Below are 17,724 nucleotides of genomic sequence, written 5' to 3'. Positions count from 1 at the left end.
TGAGCGCCAGCGCGTCAGGCCTGAGGCACCGCCTGTCGGACCTCCGCCACCGTCGGCCGGCGTGCCGCCGATTGCATCATCTCGGCCGCCTTCTCGGCAATCATCATGGCCGGGGCGTTGGTGTTGCCGCTGATGAGCGTGGGCATGATGGACGCATCCACCACCCGCAGGCCTTCCAGGCCGTGCACCCGCAGTTCGGCATCCACCACCGCCATCGCATCGGCGCCCATCTTGCAGGTGCCCACGGGGTGGTAGATGGTGTCCACGCGCTGGCGCAGCAGGGCTTCGATGTCCGCGTCGGTGTGGGCGTCGGCGCCCCACATCTCGCGCGTCCAGTGCCGGCGCAGTGACGGCTGGTTCAGCAGCTCGCGGGTGCGCTTGAAGCCGTCCACCATCTGCGCGAGGTCGTCCGGATGCTGGAAGAACGCGGGGTCGATGTCTGGCGCATCGGCGGCGTGGCGGCTGGCCAGCGTCAGCGTGCCGCGGCTCTTGGGGCGCAGCAGGCACACGTGGCACGACAGGCCGTGGCCCAAGCCGAGCTTGCGCGCATGGTCTTCCACGGCCGCGACGACGAAGTGCAGCTGCACATCCGGCCGGTCTTGCTGCGCCGAACTGCGCAGGAAGCCGCCGCCCTCGGCGAAGTTGCTGGTCAGCATGCCGCGGCGCTCGGCCCGGTAGCGCCGCATCGCCCGCCAGAAGGCCCAACCGCCCCCCAGCGACACGCCAAAGCTGTCCAGGCTCTTGCTGCGCAGGCCAAAGACGAAGTCCGGGTGGTCTTGCAGATTGGCACCCACGCCGGGCAGGTGGTGGCGCACCTCAATGCCGTGCTGCTGCAGCTGCGCAGCATCGCCCACGCCAGACAGCATCAGCAGCTGCGGCGACTGGATGGCGCCGGCTGCCAGCACCACCTCGCGTCGGGCCTGCGCGCGGCGCACTTGCCCACCCACCGTGAACTCCACCCCGACGGCGCGGCGGCCGTCGAACAGGATGCGCTGCACCTGGGCATGTGGCGTCACGCGCAGGTTGGGCCGGTGCAGGTGCGGGCGCAGGTAGGCGCGTGCGGCGTTGCAGCGCTCGCCCCGGTCTTGCGTGACCTGGTAGATGCCGATGCCTTCCTGCGTGTCGCCGTTGAAGTCGGCATTGATCGCGTGGCCCGCCTCACGGCCCGCGGCCACCCAGGCGTTCTGCAGCGGGTTGTCGCTGCGCAACCGGCTGACCTTGAGCGGCCCGGCCTGCCCATGCAGCGGCGCACCGAAGCTGTCGTTGCACTCGCTCTTGATGAAGTACGGCAGCACATCGTTCCAGCCCCAGCCGGGGTTGCCCTGGGCGGCCCAGTCGTCATAGTCCTCTCGCTGCCCGCGGATGTAGACCATGGCGTTGATGCCCGACGAGCCGCCCAGCATCTTGCCGCGCGGCACGTAGCCCCGCCGGCCGTTCAGGCCCGGCTGCGGCACCGTCTCGAACGCGTAGTTGTGCAGCTTGGTGGGCACCATCAACACCGCGGCCGTGGGCACGTTGCCCAGCCAGTTGTTGACGTCCGCGCCCGCCTCCAGCACCAGCACGGAGGTGCCGGCGTCTTCACTCAAGCGGCCGGCCAGGGCCGAGCCGGAAGAGCCCGCGCCGATGACGATGACGTCATGGGTTTCGTCGAAGCGTTGGGAGTCAGTCATGGCGATTTCAGACGATGCGCTTCAGCAGGGCGAGCAGGCGTTCGAACGTCGCACCGTAGGGCGGCTGGAAGAGCTTGGTGCCCGCGAAGCGGGACTGGATGAACAGCGGCTTTTCCTTGCTGAAGGTGCGGAAGCCCCACTCGCCGTGGTACGCGCCCATGCCGCTGGCGCCCACGCCCCCGAAGGGCTGCTCTTCCTGGCCGAGGTGCCACAGGCAGTCGTTGACGGTCACGCCGCCGGCGTGGGTTTGCGCCATCACGCGGTCCCGCGCGGCGCCGTCCTGGCCGAACCAGTACAGGGCCAGCGGCCGGTCGCCGCGATGGATGTGCGCCAGCGCATCGTCCACCTGGTCGTACGGCACGATGGGCAGCAGCGGGCCGAAGATTTCTTCCTGCATGACGGTCGCGTCGGGCGGCACATCCAGCAAGAGCGCGGGCACGAGGCGTCGGTCATCGGGCTGGTCCACATGGCTGCGCAGCACGCGGGCGCCGCGCTGGGCAGCGTCGTCGATCAGGCCCTGCAGCCGTGCGAAGTGGCGGGGCGAGACGATGCTGGTGTAGTCGGCATTGCCGGCAATGGTCGGGTACATGCGGCGCATTTCGGCCAGCAGGCGCTGCGTGAGCGGCTCCATCAACTCGCGCGGCACCAGCAGGTAGTCCGGCGCCACACAGGTCTGGCCGGCGTTGAACAGCTTGCCGAAGGCCAGGCGCGACGCGGTGAGGCCCAGGTCGGCACTGCGGTCCACCAGCGCAGGGGACTTGCCGCCCAGCTCCAGCGTGACCGGCGTCAGGTTCTTGGCCGCCGCCTGCGCCACGATGCGCCCCACCGGCGTGGAGCCGGTGAAGAACAGGTGATCGAACGGCAGCTGCGTGAAGGCCTTGCCCACCTCGGCGTCGCCGGTGATGACGTGCATCTCCTCGGGCGCGAAATGCTCGGCCACGATGCGGGCCATGAGGGCACTCGTCTCGGGCGTGAGCTCCGACGGCTTGATCAGCACCCGGTTGCCGGCCGCCAGCGCGGCCACGGCCGGGGCCATGGCCAGGTAGTACGGGTAGTTCCAGGGCGCCACAACGCCCACCACGCCCAACGGCTGGCGCATCAACACATTGCGCGCCGGCAGGAAGTGCAGCGGGGTTTCAACCCGGCGCGGCTTCATCCAGCGGCGCAGGCGGTGGAGGGCGTGCTTGGCGCCCGATTCCACCGTGAAGACGTCCGCCAGCAGCGATTCCTGCCGCGCACGGTGGCCGAAGTCGCGGGCCATGGCGGCGGCCAGCGCTTCGCCGTGCTGGCGCGTCATCTTCAGCAGGCGCTCCAGGCGGTCGCGGCGCACCGCGTACGAGGGCATGCGCTCGGCCTCAAAGGCGCGGCGCTGCGCCGTCAGCGCGAGCTGCAGCCGTTCCTGCAACGCGATGTCCATGGGGTGTCTCCGGTGCTTTTGTGAATGCACCGAGGCTAAACCCAAGCGGCCGCGCCTCCATCGGGGTGCGCCCTTGACTAGAGGAATGCGTCTAGTCGCGCGCGTGACAGGCCGCACCGAGATTTGCGGGACGAGCGCCGGGCCGCCCCCAAGCCGGCCCGCCTTGGACGTTGGCCGGGCTCAATACCCGGGCAATCGCCGTCCCCTCGGGAGCTGAGGCCGGACACATGGCACCCGGTGGCGGCATGCGCCTGCCGAAGAGCTGCGGCGTCAGCCGCAGCGCGGTCTGCAAGATCGACTGGGCTTGCGGGCGTTGAGCCCCGCAAGACCAGGCAAGGGGCATCTCAATGCCGGAAGTGGCGAACGCCGGTGAAGACCATTGCGATGCCGCGCTCGTTGGCGGCGGCGATCACTTCCTCGTCACGCATCGAGCCACCCGGCTGGATGACGCAGCTGGCGCCGGCATCAGCCAGCACATCCAGGCCGTCGCGGAACGGGAAGAAGGCGTCGCTGGCCACGGCGCAGCCGGTCAGCGCCAGGCCGGCGTTGGCCGCCTTGATGGCCGCGATCTTGGTGGAGTCCACGCGGCTCATCTGGCCGGCGCCCACGCCCAGGGTCATGCCGCCGCCGCAGAACACGATGGCGTTGCTCTTGACGTACTGCGCCACGGTCCACGCGAACATCAGGTCGTCAAGCTGCTGCTCGGTGGGCTTGAGCGTGGTGACGACCTTCAGGTCTTCACGCTTGAGGAAGTGGTTGTCGGCGGTCTGCACCAGCAGGCCCGAGCCCACGCGCTTGACGTCCTGCGCGTTGCGGCCCTGGTCCCAGGGGCGCGGGCCACCGGCGGGCAGCGCGATCTGCAGCAGACGCACGTTGACCTTGCTCTTGAACACCTCCAGCGCCTCGGCGCTGAAGCTCGGCGCCATCAGCACTTCGACGAACTGTTTGGCCACCAGCTCGGCGGCCGCGCGGTCCACCTCGCGGTTGAAGGCAATGATGCCGCCGAAGGCGCTGGTGGGGTCGGTCTTGAAGGCCTTGCTGTAGGCCTCGGCCGGGTTCACACCCACGGCCACGCCGCAGGGGTTGGCGTGCTTGATGATGACGCAGGCCGGGGCCTCGAACGCCTTGACGCATTCCCAGGCGGCATCAGCATCGGCGATGTTGTTGTAGCTCAGCTCCTTGCCCTGCAGTTGCTTGCCCGTCACCATCGAGCCGGGGGCGGGGAACAGGTCGCGGTACAGCGCGGCGGTCTGGTGCGAGTTCTCGCCGTAGCGCAGGTCCTGCACCTTCACGAAGGTGCTGTTCATCTGGCCGGGGTACTCGGCCAGGCTGCCGTCGTCCTGGCGGGCGCTCAGGTAGTTGCTGATGGCGGCGTCGTACTGGGCGATGCGGTTGAACGCGGCCACGCTGCAGGCAAAGCGGGTCTTGTCGCTGGTCTTGCCGTGGGCCTTGAGCTCGTCGAGCACAGCGGCGTACTGGGCGGCGTCGGTCAGCACCGTCACGTCCTTCCAGTTCTTGGCCGCGCTGCGCACCATGGCCGGGCCGCCGATGTCGATGTTCTCGATCGCGTCTTCCAGCGTGCAGCCGGGCTTGGCCACGGTGGCCTCGAACGGATAGAGGTTGACGGCCAGGATGTCGATGCGGGTGATGCCGTGCTGGGCCATGGCGGCCACGTGCTCGGGCAGTTCACTGCGCGCCAGCAGGCCGCCGTGGATCTTGGGGTGCAGCGTCTTGACGCGGCCGTCCATCATTTCCGGGAAGCCGGTGTGCTCGGCCACTTCGGTCACCGGCAGGCCGGCGTCAGCCAGCAGCTTGGCAGTGCCGCCGGTGGACAGCAGCTTCGTGCCCAGCGCGTGCAGCGCCTTGGCGAATTCGAGGATGCCGGTCTTGTCGGAAACGGAGAGGAGTGCAGTGAGGGCCATGGAGGTCTCGCAGTTCAGAAGCTGTGAAGGGACTCCGCGCGGCCGAGCAGACCGTCGCGGCGGCGCCAATCAAGGCGCAAAGCGGAGCCGTAGCGCGGGCTACGGCGAGCAATTGCAACGCCGAGTGGCGGCGTTGCAGCGGGATGAGCGGGCGTGCGGAGTTCGTTCACAGCTTCTTAGAGGTTGTGATCGGTCAGCTTGCGGCGCAGGGTGTTGCGGTTCATGCCCAGCCATTGCGCGGCCTTGCTTTGGTTGCCCCCGGCTTCGCGCATGACGATCTCGAACAGCGGCTTCTCCACCAGCTTCACCAGCATGTCGTGCATGGAGTGCGGCTCTTGACCGTCGAGGTCGCGGAAAAAGGCTTCGAGGTTCTCGCGCACGCAGGCGTCGATGGGATTGCTCGGGGGGGTGTTCTTTTGGGCACTCATGACAGGAGCGTGTTCAAGCGGCGCAGGCTTCGTCGGCCTGCGCGTCGTCGTCGTTGGCAGCCGCGGTGGGCGGCAGCCTCTCAAAGTTCTGGCCGAGGTCGTCGAACCAGGCGCGCAGCGCGTGCAACTGGTCGTCGCAGCGCTCGAGCGTGTTCATGTGCTGGCGGAAGGCTTCGCCCCCGGGCAGGCCGCGCACGGCCCAGCCGATGTGCTTGCGCGCACTGCGCACGCCGCTGAGTTCGCCGTACAGGCCGTAGTGGTCGTGCAGGTGCTCGGTGAGCACATCGCGCGCCTCCACCACGGTGGGCGCGGGCAGGTGCTCGCCCGTCGCCAGGAAGTGCGCCACCTCGCGGAAGATCCACGGCCGGCCTTGCGCAGCGCGGCCGATCATCAGCGCGTCAGCGCCGGTGTAGGCCAGCACGTCGCGGGCCTTTTCGGGGGAGTCGATGTCGCCGTTGGCCACCACGGGGATGGTCAGCGCGGCCTTCACGGCGGCGATGGTGTCGTACTCCGCCAGGCCCTTGTAGCCCTGTTCACGCGTGCGGCCGTGGATGGTGAGCATCGCGATGCCGGCTGACTCGAACACGCGGGCCAGGTGCAGCGCGTTGCGTTCTTCCAGGCTCCAGCCGGTGCGCATCTTCAGCGTCACCGGCACGCCACGCGGAGCGCACACGGCCACCACGGCCTCGACGATCTCCAGCGCCAGCGCCTCGTTGCGCATCAGCGCCGAGCCGGCCCACTTGTTGCACACCTTCTTGGCCGGGCAACCCATGTTGATGTCGATGAGCTGGGCGCCGCGGTCGATGTTGTAGGCGGCGGCTTCGGCCATCATGGCCGCGTCAGTGCCGGCGATCTGCACGGCAATCGGCCCGGGCTCGCCGGTGTGATCGGCGCGCCGCGAGGTCTTGAGGCTGCCCCACAGCTCTTTGCGCGAGGTCACCATTTCGCTGACCGCATACCCCGCCCCCAGGCGCCGGCACAGCTGGCGGAAGGGGCGGTCCGTCACCCCGGCCATCGGCGCCACAAAGAGCCGGTTGGGGAGGGTGAAGGGGCCGAGTTGCACGAGGGGTCTGCTCAAAAAAGAGGCGAGATTGTAGCCAGCCGGTCTTTCCGCGCCCGCCGACAATGCCGCGCATGGAAGCTTGGCTCGGTCAACTCATCCACGATCTGCTGTCGTCGCTGGCCCTGCCGCAGGTGGGGCTGGTGGCGGTGTTCGTGATCACGTTCGTGTCGGCCACGCTGCTGCCGCTGGGCTCCGAGCCCGCCGTGTTCCTCGTCGTGAAGGCCGATCCGAGCATGTTCTGGGTCGTGATCGCCGTGGCCACGCTGGGCAACACGCTGGGCGGTGCCACCAGCTGGTGGGTGGGCTACGGCGCCGAACGCGCCGTGGAGGCCGTGCGCCACCGTGAGCCGCCCCACCCCCGCGCGCTGGCCTGGCTAAAGCGCTTCGGCGCGAAGGCCTGTGTGCTGAGCTGGCTGCCCGTCGTGGGCGACCCGCTGTGCGCCCTGGCCGGCTGGCTCAAACTCCCGTTCTGGCCCTGCGTGGGCTGGATGGCGCTGGGCAAGGGCCTGCGCTTCATTTGTTTCACCGCCGCGCTGATGTGGCTGGTGCCTGAATCCTGGATGTCATGGCTGCAATGAACACACCCGCCTACAACGATCTCGCCGCCCGCCAGTTGCGCCAGCACCGGCTGGGCCACCTGCAATCCATCGCCCAGTGGGACCAGGCCGCCAACATGCCGGCCCAGGGCAACGAGGCCCGCAGCCTGGCGCTGGCCGAGATGGACGGCCTGCTGCACCAGCTGGCCACCGACCCTGCCCTGCCCGGCCTGCTGGACGCTGCCACCGCCGAGCCCCTGGACGACACGCAGCGCGCCAACCTGCGCGAGATCCGCCGCGCCTGGCGTTCGGCCAACGCACTGCCGCAGGCGCTGGTGGAGGCCAAGTGCCTGGCCAACAACCGCTGCGAGCACGCCTGGCGCAGCCAGCGCCCGGCCAACGACTGGGCCGGCTTTGCGCCGCAACTGCGCGAGGTGCTGACGCTGGCCCGCCAGGAGGCAGAGCTGCTGTCGCAAAGCACGGGCTTGTCCAAGTACGACGCGCTGCTGGACCAGTACGAACCGGGCATGCGCAGTGCGGATGTGGAGCAGGCCTTCGCACCGCTGCGGCAGTGGCTGCCGGGCCTGATCCGTGACGTGACAGCCAAGCAGTCGCAAGAGCGCGTCATCGAACCCGTGGGCCCCTTCCCCACCGCCGCGCAGAAAGCCCTCGGCCTGGATGCCATGCGGCTGATGGGCTTCGACTTTGAGGCCGGCCGCCTGGACGAAAGCACCCACCCGTTCTGCGGCGGCGTGCCGGAAGACGTGCGCATGACCACGCGCTACCGGGAGGACAACTTCCTGCCCAGCCTGATGGGCACCATCCATGAAACCGGCCACGGCCGCTACGAGCAGAACCTGCCGCGCGAACTGCTGGGTCAGCCCATCGCGCGGGCCCGGTCCATGGGCATCCATGAAAGCCAGAGCCTGAGCTTCGAGATGCAACTGGGCAGCCACCCGGCCTTCGCCGAGTTGCTGTCGCCGCTGCTCGTGAAGCACTTCGGCGCCCAGCCGGCGTTCGAGCCCGGCAACCTGCACCTGTTGCTGACGCGGGTGCAGCCCGGCTTCATCCGCGTGGATGCCGACGAGGTGACCTACCCCGCCCACATCCTGCTGCGCTTTGACATCGAACGCGCGCTGATCGAGGGCCAGGCCGAGGTGGACGACATCCCCGCGCTGTGGGACGCGAAGATGGCCGAGTTGCTGGGCATCGACACCCGCGGCAATTTCAAGGACGGCCCCATGCAGGACGTGCACTGGCCCGCCGGCCTGTTTGGCTACTTCCCCTGCTACACGCTCGGGGCGATGTACGCCGCGCAGTGGTTTGCCACCATGCGCGCGCAGCAGCCGGGGCTGGATGCGCACATCGCCGCAGGCCAGTTGGACGGCGTGTTCACCTGGCTGCGCAGCCACATCTGGCAGGCCGCGAGCCGCTACGAGACGCCCGAGTTGGTGCGACGCGCCAGCGGCGAAGCGCTGAACCCGGCGCACTTCGAAGCCCACCTGCGCAGCCGCTACCTGGGCCGCTGACGCCGACGCGACCTGAGGCGCCCCAAGCACGGCGGGGCGCCTCACCCCCGGCTCACCCCCGGCTCACCCCCGGCTCACCCCCGGCTCAGGGCCGGCTCACAGCAACAGCGCTAAGCGCTCCAGGATGAGCACCGCGAAGAAGGCGAAGCCGGCCAGCAAGGTCCACTTCATGATGATGAGCCCCAGCCGCCGCCAGCGGGCCTGACCGGTGGCGATGGACATCGCGAAGCACACCACCGCTGCAAACAGCAGCAAGCCCACCACCAGACGTGCGATGAACATCGGCGCGTTTCCTTACCAGGCCGGGGCCAGCTCGGCGAAGCCCTTGGGCGCGTCGCGTTCGCTGTCGAAGCTCACCACCTCGTAGGCCGACTCGTCGGCCAGCAATGCCCGCAGCAGCTTGTTGTTCAGGGCGTGCCCGCCCTTGAAGGAGGTGTAGGCCGCCAGCAGCGGCATGCCGGCCACGTGCATGTCGCCAATGGCATCCAGGATCTTGTGCTTCACGAACTCGTCGTCATAGCGCAGGCCGTCGGCGTTGAGCACCTTGTAGTCGTCCACCACGATGGCGTTGTCCATCGAGCCGCCGAGCGTGAGGCCGCGCGAGCGCATGAGGTCGATGTCGGCCGTCATGCCAAAGGTGCGGGCGCGGGCAATGTCTTTCTTGTAGGCGCCGGAGCCCATGTCGAACACGTACTGGCTGCCCGTGGCGGCAACGGCCGGGTTGTCGAACTCGATCTCGAAACTCAGGGTGTAGCCGTGGTGCGGTTCCAGCCGGGCCCACATCAGCCGTTTGCCCTCGCCCTGGCGCACTTCCACCGGTTTCTTGACCTTCAGGAAGCGTTTGGGCGCGTCTTGCATGACGATGCCGGCCGACTGCAGCAGGAACACGAAGCTGGCGGCGGAGCCGTCGAGGACGGGCACCTCGTCGGCGTTGATGTCGATGAACAGGTTGTCCAGCCCCAGCCCGGCGCAGGCCGACAGCAGGTGCTCGATGGTCTGGACCTTCGGCGCACCGGGGTCACCGCCCGGGCTGATGGTGGTGGCCATGCGGGTGTCGCTGACCGACGTCACGCCGACCGGAATGTCGACCGGCGGGCACAGGTCCACACGGCGAAACACCAGGCCCGTGTTGACCGGAGCGGGCCGCAGGGTCAGTTCAACTTTTTGACCGCTGTGGATGCCCACGCCGACGGCCCGCGTGAGGGACTTGAGGGTGCGTTGCTTGACCATGCCCCGGATTGTCCCGGATCAGGCCGCCCCTTGCGGGTTTTGAGGGGATGTGCCCCCCGCGCGGCGCTGCACCGGCAGGCGCAGCGACAACCGCGTGCCATGCCCGGGCGAGGTGTCGACCCGCAGCTTGCCGCCCAGGCGCTGGGCGCGCTTGATCTGGCTCTTCAGGCCCCGGCCGTGCTGCACGTCCTTCAGGTCGAAGCCCAGGCCATCGTCTTCGACGCGGATCTCGACATAGCTGCCGTGGTCGCGCGTGACCAGGCGCACGCGGCTGGCCCGCGCGTGCTTGACCACGTTGTTCAACGCCTCCTGCATCAGCCGCAGCACGTGCAAGGCGTCCGGCGGCTCCAGCCAGGGCAGCGGGGGCAGGTCTTGCACGTCCCAGTCGAGCTTGAGGCCGCCCGTTTGCAGCCGCTTGCCCAGGCGGTAGCGCATGGTGGCCAGCAGAGAAACGAGGTCATGCCCCACAGGCTCCAGGGAATCGATCACCAGGCGCAGGTCGTCCACGCACTCGCGCAGCACCTCCACCACCTGCTCGTGCGACATGTGGCCCTGCTCCACCGCCACCAGGGCCGACAGCAGGGAGGAGCCCAGCCCGTCGTGCATGTCGGCCATGATGCGCTGGCGTTCCAGCAGCAGCGCCTGCTGGCGCTCGGCTTCACGCAACTGCGCGTTCTGCGCCTGCATCACCGACACCTGCTCGTCCAGGTCTTCCTGCAGTTGGCTGTTCTGGGCCTGCACCTGCTCCACCGCCACCACGTACCGCCGTTGCACGGCGTACAGGCAGCTCAGCATCACGGCCAGCGTGGCGCAGGGCATCAGGTAGATGTGCTCAGGCCAGGCCCAGCCGGCCAGCACGGCCAGGTCATGCCCGCCCAACACCAGCGCAAACAGCATCGCCCCGGCCATGACCCGGAGCTCCGGCTGGCCCTCACGCCACGCCAGGTGCACCAGCCACGCCATGCCCAGTGCGCCCACGCCAGCGGTCACGGCGTACTGCAGCACCACCATGTCCAGCTGCCGCAGCCACAGCGGCATGCTGACCAGGCTGACCAGCACCACACTGACCACCAGCAGCCGTTCCAGCGCCACCCAGCGCCGGCTTGCAAACCGGAACGCGAACAGCAGCGCGCTCAGCATCACCCAGCCCATGGACGCGTGCGCCGCCCACCAGAACCAGTCCTGCCCGCCCTGCGAATGCGGCGGCGTGACGTAGTAGTGCAGGTTGCGCACCATCCAGGCTGCTGCGCCCAGCGCGAACAAGCCGTAGATCGAGTCCTCCGGCCGGCGCAGCCACAGCATGGTGGCAAAGAGCCCGAGCACCACCAGCGTCAGGCTGACCGCCTGAGGCAGGCCCGACTGGGCACGCACCCGCCACATCCAGCGCTTTTCCAGCACATCGCGCGGCCCGACCCAGATGCGGCTGACCGCGTGGTAGCTGCCCGCCGGCACCGGCAGGGCCACCACCAGGTCCAGCCCTTCGGCCACCACGCCCGGCAACGGCAGCCAGACCGGCTGCACCCACTGCTCGCGCTCGGCGGGTTGGTTGTCCAGCAGCACCCGCCAGCCCTGCGGCGTGCGTACCAGCACCGCGGCCGACAGCGTCACCAGCCGCGGCAGGTACAGCGCCTGCGGCGTCTCGCCCCCAAAAGGCACGTGCACCCGGTACCAGCGCATCTCGAACGCGCTGCCCTGGGGCAGCACGGCGGCGCTGGGTCGGCTCTGCACGTCCGGCATCGCCACCGGCTGCCAGGCGCCGTCCGCCGGCGGCGGCAGCAGGTCGTCCGGCAGGTCCAGCAGGTCGCCGCCCACGGTGGCGTGCGAACGCAAGCCCGCCCACCAGGCCTCCAGTTGGTCGCGGGTCCAGGCCCGCGTGGCCAACTCGACCTTCGCCGCCTCCGAATCGGCCAATGGCGCCGTGGGCTGCGGCAGGCGCTGCGCGTGTGCAGGCAGGCTGCACGCGAACAGGGCGAACAACGCGCACCACAGCAGGCTCAGCCCGCGCTTCAGCAGCGCCGACAGGTCAAGCATGGCGTGAGGAACGAAGGGGCCAGGTCATCCGACCAGCATGCCACAGGGGGTCGGCGCATTCGAGCGGCGCATCACCGCTCAGGGCCGTGCATATGACCGTTCGGCAGGAGCGCCGGCGGTGTCAGTCCACGGAGATGGGCAGGTGCTCGCGGGCGGCCTCGCGCAACTCGCGCGACAGGTCCTCGTCGGCCACCGCACGCGACAGCAACAAGGCACCCACCATCGTCGACAGCATCGCCAGCGCCTGGCCGCGCCGTGCAGCGGCATCGGCAGCGGGCATCTGGGCCTGCAAGGCTGCCACCAGGCTCTGTACCCCCTCGCCAAACACCTCACGCACGGCCGGGCCGCCGCGGGCCGCGTCTCCCGCCAACGCGGCAAGGCCGCAGCCCTCGCCGCGGTGGTCGCGGTGGGCGTCGGACAGGTAGGTTTGCACCCAGGCCGCCAGGCTGCGGTCGGGCTGCTGCTGCCATTGCTCGCGGTTGCGTTGCAGCGCTCGCGCGCAGGCCTGCGCAGCGAGATCGTCCTTGGACGCGAAGTGCCCGTAGAAGCCTCCGCGCGTGAGGCCGGCGGCCTGCATCAGGTCGTTCAGCCCGATGCCGTCGAACCCGCGCTCGCGGAACAGCTGGGCTGCGTTGTCGAGGATGCGTTCGCGGTTCTCTTCGGCTTGGGCGCGGCTGACCTTCATGGCGATGTCCTGGTCGATGTCCTGGGCGGGATGGGGCTTTGCCGGGGTGGCCTGACGAATTTTATATGTTGGTCGACATTTATATTTATTCATGTCGACCAACATCAATAAAAGTCGGTCGCCCCTCCACCACGCACCCCTTCAAGGAATCCCGCCCCATGCAACTCCAGAACGCCGTTGTCTTCATCACAGGCGCCAATCGCGGCCTGGGCCGTGCTTTCGTGGACGCCGCCCTGGCCGCCGGCGCGGCCAAGGTGTACGCCGCCGCCCGCGACCCATCTGCGTTGAACCTGCCCCGCCTGGTGCCGGTGGTGCTGGATGTGACCGACGCCGCCCAAGTCGCGGCCGCGGCTGCACGCTGCACCGACGTCACGCTGCTCATCAACAACGCCGGCATTGCCGGCCACGGCCGCCTGCTGGCGGATGACGGCATGGCCATCGCCCGCGCCGAGTTGGACACCAACTTCTTCGGCCCCTGGGCCCTGACGCGGGCGTTTGCGCCGGTGCTGTGGGGCAACGGCGGTGGCGCAGTGCTCAACGTGCTGTCGGTGCTGAGTTGGCTGACGCTGCCGGCGCTGGCCACCTACAGCGCCTCCAAGGCGGCGGCGTGGGCCTTGAGCAATGGCTTGCGGCAGGAGTTGCGGGGCCAGGGCACGCAAGTCACCAACCTGCACGTGGGCTACATGGACACCGACATGGCCCGCGGCATGGACGGACCCAAGACCGCGCCCGCCGACGTGGCCCGGCTGGCCTTGCAAGGCGTGGCCGAGGGCGCGCCGGAGGTGCTGGCCGACGAGATCAGCCGGCAGGTGAAGCAGAGCCTGTCCGCCCCGACTGCGGCCTACCTGGGCTGACCGCACGCGAGGCCGCCATGACTGCATTGACCTCGCCGTCCGCCCTGCCGCACCCGTCCCACGCGCTGGACAACGGGCGCCTGGCCGCAGCCCGCCACGCGTTCTCGGCGCCCGATCGAGTGGCGCTGACCGCGGCGGAGCAAGCGGCGCTCACTCCGGCCGCGGCGCCGCCGCTGCGCCACGAGGGGCTCAAGCTCGCACGGTGGCGCTGGGGCCAGGGGCCGCGCGTGGTGCTGGTGCACGGCTGGAACAGCCGGGGCGCCCACCTGCTCGGCTGGGTGCCGCCCTTGCTTGCAGCCGGCCTGTCCGTCACGCTGTTCGACCTGCCCGGCCACGGGGAGTCCGGCGGCCACACTGCCAGCGTGGTGCATGCAGGCCGAGCGCTGCAGGCCGTGTTGAAGGCCGAGGGCCCTGTGCACGCCGTAGTGGGTCATTCCATGGGGTCGGCTGCCGCCTTGCTCGCCCTGGCCCAGCTGCCGGCATTGCGCCTGGCCTGCAGCGTGCACCTGGCCGGCCCGTCGTCGCTAACACCCGTGGTGCAAGGCCTGGCCCGCGCCCATGGACTGGGGCCGGCCGAGCAAGCCGCCTGGCTGGCCTGGGTGGAGGGTTTCATCGGCGGGCCGCTGGCACAGGCCGACCTGCCCGCTCTGCAGCCGGGCCTGCGCCACGCGGCGCTGATCGTGCACGACCGGGAGGACCGCACCGTGCCGTTCAGCGCCTCACAGGCTCTGCACGAGACCTGGCCGGGCTCGGTGCTGGAGGCCGTCTCGGGCCTCGGGCACCGGCGCCTGCTGCAGGACGCGAACGTGATCGCGCGCGCCGTCGAGTTCATCACTCGCCATCGGCCCGTGAGCGTGGTCTCGCCGCCTGCGCGAGACCGCCACCCGGCATTGCCGCAGGGCGCGGATTGAAAAAACAAAAAAGGCGAACCGGTGGTTCGCCTTTTTGCGGAGGGAGGCTCGCGAAGATCAGTCGGCTTGCTTGCGCAGGAAGGCCGGGATCTCGATTTCGTCCATGCCGTTGGACGACAGGGCTTCCACCTTGGCAGCGGCGCTGCCCGAACGGCCATGGCGCCACACGCTGGGCACGTTGCTGCTGGCGAAATCGCCCAGGCCCAAGCCCACATGGCCGCCTTGCGGAGCGGCTTGCGGCGCCACAGCCACGGCTTGCGTCAGCACCGGCATGCCGTCGGTACCCGTGCGCACGACCTGGTGCGTCTGCACCACTTGCAGCGGCGCTTGCTGGCGAGCGCGGCCCGCAGCCGTCAGGCCCGTGGCGATGACGGTCACGCGCAGGGCGTCGCCCAGGCTTTCGTCGTAGGCGGTGCCGTAAATGATGTGCGCGTCTTCCGAGGCGTAACGCTTGATGGCGTTCATCGCGTTCTTGGACTCGCTCAGCTTGAAGTTGGCGCGGCCGGCAGCGATCAGCACCAGCACGCCACGCGCGCCGGACAGGTCGATGCCTTCCAGCAGCGGACAGGCCACGGCGGCTTCGGCAGCCTTGGCGGCACGGTCCGGACCGGTGGCCGAGGCGGTGCCCATCATGGCCTTGCCCGGCTCGCTCATCACGGTCTTGACGTCTTCAAAGTCGACGTTCACCAGGCCCGGGATGTGAATGATGTCGGAAATGCCGCCAACGGCGTTCTTAAGCACGTCATTGGCGTGCGCGAAGGCTTGATCTTGCGTGACGTCGTCGCCCAACACATCCAGCAGCTTGTCGTTCAGCACGACGATCAGCGAGTCGACGTTGGCTTCCAGCTCGGCCAGACCAGCATCGGCGGCCTTGGCGCGACGGTTGCCTTCGAAGTCGAACGGCTTGGTGACCACGCCCACCGTCAGGATGCCCATTTCTTTGGCAACGCGGGCGATCACCGGCGCGGCGCCCGTGCCCGTGCCGCCGCCCATGCCGGCGGTGATGAACAGCATGTTGGCGCCGGCGATGGATTCGCGGATGCGGGCTTCGGCTTCTTCGGCCGCGGCCTTGCCCATTTCGGGCTTGGCGCCAGCGCCCAGACCGGTGGAACCCAATTGCAGCAATTGGTCGGCCTTGGAGCGGTTGAGCGCCTGCGCGTCGGTATTGGCGCAGATGAATTCAACCCCTTGAACGCCCTGGGCGATCATGTGGTCCACGGCGTTACCACCGCCACCACCGACCCCGATCACCTTGATTTGGGTGCCTTGGTCAAACTCTTCGATCATCTCGATGGGCATATCAAACCTCCTACTGCAATTGTGCCTTGGGCACACAAACGTTGACTAGTTCCTGAAACAACTTTTTCGTGGTTTTTGGGGGTCAGAAATTCCCCATGAACCAGTCTTTGACCCGTCCGAGCAGGGTTTGCACCGAGCCCGCCTGCTGTGCCGCCTTGAAACCCCGGCTGCGCGAGAGCCGGGCTTCTTCCAGCAACCCCATGACAGTGGCCGAACGCGGGTTGGCAACCATGTCATACAGGGCCCCGGAATAGGTGGGCAGACCGCGCCGAACCGGTTTGAGGAAAATGTCCTCGGCCAGTTCCACCATGCCCGGCATGACGGCCGATCCGCCGGTCAGCACGATGCCGCTGGACAGCAATTCCTCATATCCGCTTTCACGGATGACCTGGTGCACCAGGGAAAAGATTTCCTCGACCCGCGGCTCAATCACGCCGGCAAGGGCTTGCTTGGACAACATGCGCGGGCCGCGGTCGCCCAAACCGGGCACTTCCACCTGATCGGACGGGTCGGCCAGCAATTGCTTGGCCACGCCATATTCGACCTTGATCTCCTCGGCATCCTTGGTCGGGGTGCGCAGCGCCATGGCGATGTCGCTGGTGATCAGGTCCCCGGCGATCGGGATCACGGCGGTATGGCGGATGGAGCCGCCGGTAAATATCGCCACATCCGTGGTGCCGGCGCCGATATCCACCAGCGCCACCCCCAGGTCGCGCTCGTCGGCGGTCAGCGCGGCATGGCTGGAGGCGCTGGGATTCAAAACCAGCTGATCCACTTCCAAACCGCAGCGGCGCACGCACTTGACGATGTTTTCGGCGGCACTTTGGGCGCCGGTCACGATATGGACCTTCACCTCCAGTCGCCCGCCGCTCATGCCGATGGGCTCCTTGACCTCATGCCCGTCGATGACAAATTCCTGCGGCTCCACCAGCAACAGCCGCTGGTCGTTCGGAATATTGATGGCCTTGGCGGTTTCCACGACCCGGGTCACATCCACCGGCGTGACCTCCTTGTCCCGCACGATGACCATGCCGGTGGAGTTCTGGCCGCGGATATGGCTGCCAGTGATCCCCGTGTAAACCCGAGATATTTTGCAGTCGGCCATCATTTCGGCCTCTTTCAGCGCCTGCTGGATGGACTGCACGGTGGCGTCGATATTCACCACCACCCCACGCTTGAGCCCGTTGGACGGCGCCACGCCCAAGCCGGCGATGCGCAATTCCCCGCCCGGCAAAACCTCGGCCACCACGGCCATGATCTTGGCGGTGCCAATATCCAACCCGACGACCAAATCCTTGTATTCCTTGGCCATGTCTGTCCTCAGCGTTTTTGTTTTACGGGTTTCCCCGAAGTTTGTGTGGTCACGCCGCGCAGCTTGACGGCATAGCCGTCGGCGTGACGCAGGTCGGCCGACAGCAGTGGGCTGCGGTATTGCGTCGTGACCTGGGTGATGGTCTGGGCGAAGCGGGTGAAGCGCTGCACCACGTCGGCCTCGGTGCCGCGGCCCAGTTCGATCACGGCGCCGCTGCCCAGCGTGGCGCGCCAGGAGCCGCGACCGGACAGGTCCAGCCGGTCGATGCTTTCACCGAGCTTCTCGGCCGCCGGCGTCAGGCCGCGCAGCATCTGCAGCACGCTACCCGCAGCCCCGGCCGGGCCGGCCAGCACCGGCAGGTTGTCGTCTTCCACGTCGCCGAGGTTGGCCTGGAACACCTCACCGAAGGTGTTCACCAGCGCACGTTCGGCGGCGGCCTCGGTGGCGGCGTCGGCACCGTCGACCCGCGCCTCCCAGTAGGCCGCGGCGCGGTGTTCTTCCAGGCTGACCTTGAGCCGCATCGGCCACACGCGCTGCAGGTAAGCGCGGCGCACCCAGGGCACGGCCTCGAACGCGGCCCGGCCGTCTTTGAGGTTCATGCTCAAAAAGGAGCCTTGCAGGCGCGGCAGCGCATTGGCTCGCAGCGACGCCACGCTGTTGCGGCTGACGTCGCCTTCCACCTGAATCGCACGCACGTTGAACGCGGGCAGCCGCACCACCCAGCGCAGAGCGCCCCACGCCACCGACGCAAGCAACGCCGCGACGAGCAGCGCCGACACCGCGTTCATCAGGCGGACGTCGGGCGGCAACGCAACGGTGGCGGCGGCGGAGTTCACG

The 17,724-nt window shown here is 68.6% G+C and carries 16 protein-coding genes; 4 read left to right on the top strand and 12 right to left on the bottom strand.

All coding sequences use genetic code 11. The annotated features are described in order from the left end of the window. Nucleotides 1-14: 14 nt before the first annotated feature. The 5 genes from ACG01O_RS01420 to dusB form a co-directional block, all read right to left on the bottom strand. Complete coding sequence (locus ACG01O_RS01420) at nt 15-1,670, bottom strand: GMC family oxidoreductase (protein ID WP_394380458.1); 1,656 nt, start codon at nt 1,668-1,670, stop codon at nt 15-17. Nucleotides 1,671-1,677: 7 nt separating this feature from the next. Further along, entirely contained in the window at nt 1,678-3,087 is a 1,410-nt protein-coding gene (locus ACG01O_RS01415) for a coniferyl aldehyde dehydrogenase (RefSeq protein ID WP_394380455.1), read from the bottom strand. A gap of 344 nt (nt 3,088-3,431) precedes the next feature. Continuing rightward, nucleotides 3,432-5,009: a bifunctional phosphoribosylaminoimidazolecarboxamide formyltransferase/IMP cyclohydrolase gene (gene purH, locus ACG01O_RS01410; protein WP_394380453.1), complete on the bottom strand. Its 1,578-nt coding sequence runs from the start codon at nt 5,007-5,009 to the stop codon at nt 3,432-3,434. A 176-nt stretch (nt 5,010-5,185) separates the two neighbouring features. Next, nucleotides 5,186-5,437, bottom strand: a complete 252-nt coding sequence (locus ACG01O_RS01405; RefSeq protein WP_394380451.1) for a helix-turn-helix domain-containing protein — start codon at nt 5,435-5,437, stop codon at nt 5,186-5,188. Between the two features lie 13 nt (nt 5,438-5,450). After that, a complete protein-coding gene (gene dusB, locus ACG01O_RS01400) occupies nt 5,451-6,500 on the bottom strand; it encodes a tRNA dihydrouridine synthase DusB (protein WP_394380448.1) in 1,050 nt (349 codons plus the stop codon). A 71-nt stretch (nt 6,501-6,571) separates the two neighbouring features. Between dusB and ACG01O_RS01395 the strand changes: the two genes are divergently transcribed. Beyond that, nucleotides 6,572-7,078, top strand: a complete 507-nt coding sequence (locus ACG01O_RS01395) for a YqaA family protein (RefSeq protein ID WP_394380446.1) — start codon at nt 6,572-6,574, stop codon at nt 7,076-7,078. Continuing rightward, complete coding sequence (locus ACG01O_RS01390; protein ID WP_394380444.1) at nt 7,075-8,565, top strand: carboxypeptidase M32; 1,491 nt, start codon at nt 7,075-7,077, stop codon at nt 8,563-8,565. The genes ACG01O_RS01395 and ACG01O_RS01390 overlap by 4 nt, the downstream gene beginning before the upstream one ends. 96 nt (nt 8,566-8,661) lie before the next feature. On the opposite strand, the gene ACG01O_RS01385 is transcribed toward ACG01O_RS01390, so the two are convergent. The 4 genes from ACG01O_RS01385 to ACG01O_RS01370 form a co-directional block, all read right to left on the bottom strand. Then, nucleotides 8,662-8,847 carry a hypothetical protein gene (locus ACG01O_RS01385; protein ID WP_394380441.1) on the bottom strand — a complete coding sequence of 62 codons (186 nt, stop codon included), beginning with the start codon at nt 8,845-8,847 and terminating at the stop codon, nt 8,662-8,664. 12 nt (nt 8,848-8,859) lie between these two features. Then, entirely contained in the window at nt 8,860-9,795 is a 936-nt protein-coding gene (lpxC, locus tag ACG01O_RS01380) for a UDP-3-O-acyl-N-acetylglucosamine deacetylase (protein WP_394380438.1), read from the bottom strand. Nucleotides 9,796-9,813: 18 nt separating this feature from the next. Continuing rightward, nucleotides 9,814-11,826: a sensor histidine kinase gene (locus tag ACG01O_RS01375; protein WP_394380435.1), complete on the bottom strand. Its 2,013-nt coding sequence runs from the start codon at nt 11,824-11,826 to the stop codon at nt 9,814-9,816. Between the two features lie 121 nt (nt 11,827-11,947). After that, nucleotides 11,948-12,511, bottom strand: a complete 564-nt coding sequence (locus ACG01O_RS01370) for a TetR/AcrR family transcriptional regulator (RefSeq protein WP_394380432.1) — start codon at nt 12,509-12,511, stop codon at nt 11,948-11,950. A 158-nt stretch (nt 12,512-12,669) separates the two neighbouring features. Between ACG01O_RS01370 and ACG01O_RS01365 the strand changes: the two genes are divergently transcribed. Both ACG01O_RS01365 and ACG01O_RS01360 read left to right on the top strand, forming a co-directional pair. After that, complete coding sequence (locus ACG01O_RS01365; RefSeq protein ID WP_394380429.1) at nt 12,670-13,365, top strand: SDR family oxidoreductase; 696 nt, start codon at nt 12,670-12,672, stop codon at nt 13,363-13,365. Nucleotides 13,366-13,382: 17 nt separating this feature from the next. Then, nucleotides 13,383-14,276, top strand: coding sequence for an alpha/beta fold hydrolase (locus tag ACG01O_RS01360; protein WP_394380426.1), 894 nt, complete (start codon nt 13,383-13,385; stop codon nt 14,274-14,276). 57 nt (nt 14,277-14,333) lie between these two features. On the opposite strand, the gene ftsZ is transcribed toward ACG01O_RS01360, so the two are convergent. The 3 genes from ftsZ to ACG01O_RS01345 form a co-directional block, all read right to left on the bottom strand. Continuing rightward, the gene (ftsZ, locus tag ACG01O_RS01355; RefSeq protein WP_394380423.1) at nt 14,334-15,575 is read right to left on the bottom strand and encodes a cell division protein FtsZ; all 1,242 of its coding nucleotides are present in this window, start codon (nt 15,573-15,575) and stop codon (nt 14,334-14,336) included. 82 nt (nt 15,576-15,657) lie between these two features. Beyond that, nucleotides 15,658-16,887 carry a cell division protein FtsA gene (gene ftsA / locus ACG01O_RS01350; protein ID WP_394380419.1) on the bottom strand — a complete coding sequence of 410 codons (1,230 nt, stop codon included), beginning with the start codon at nt 16,885-16,887 and terminating at the stop codon, nt 15,658-15,660. 8 nt (nt 16,888-16,895) lie between these two features. Next, a complete protein-coding gene (locus tag ACG01O_RS01345; protein WP_394380416.1) occupies nt 16,896-17,723 on the bottom strand; it encodes a cell division protein FtsQ/DivIB in 828 nt (275 codons plus the stop codon). Between the last annotated feature and the right edge of the window lies 1 nt (nt 17,724).

Source organism: Pelomonas baiyunensis, assembly GCF_043555935.1.
GTDB classification, from domain to species: Bacteria; Pseudomonadota; Gammaproteobacteria; order Burkholderiales; family Burkholderiaceae_C; genus Pelomonas; species Pelomonas baiyunensis.
The sequence above is the reverse complement of the archived record's forward strand: the minus strand, read 5'-3'. Positions and strand labels throughout refer to the sequence as shown.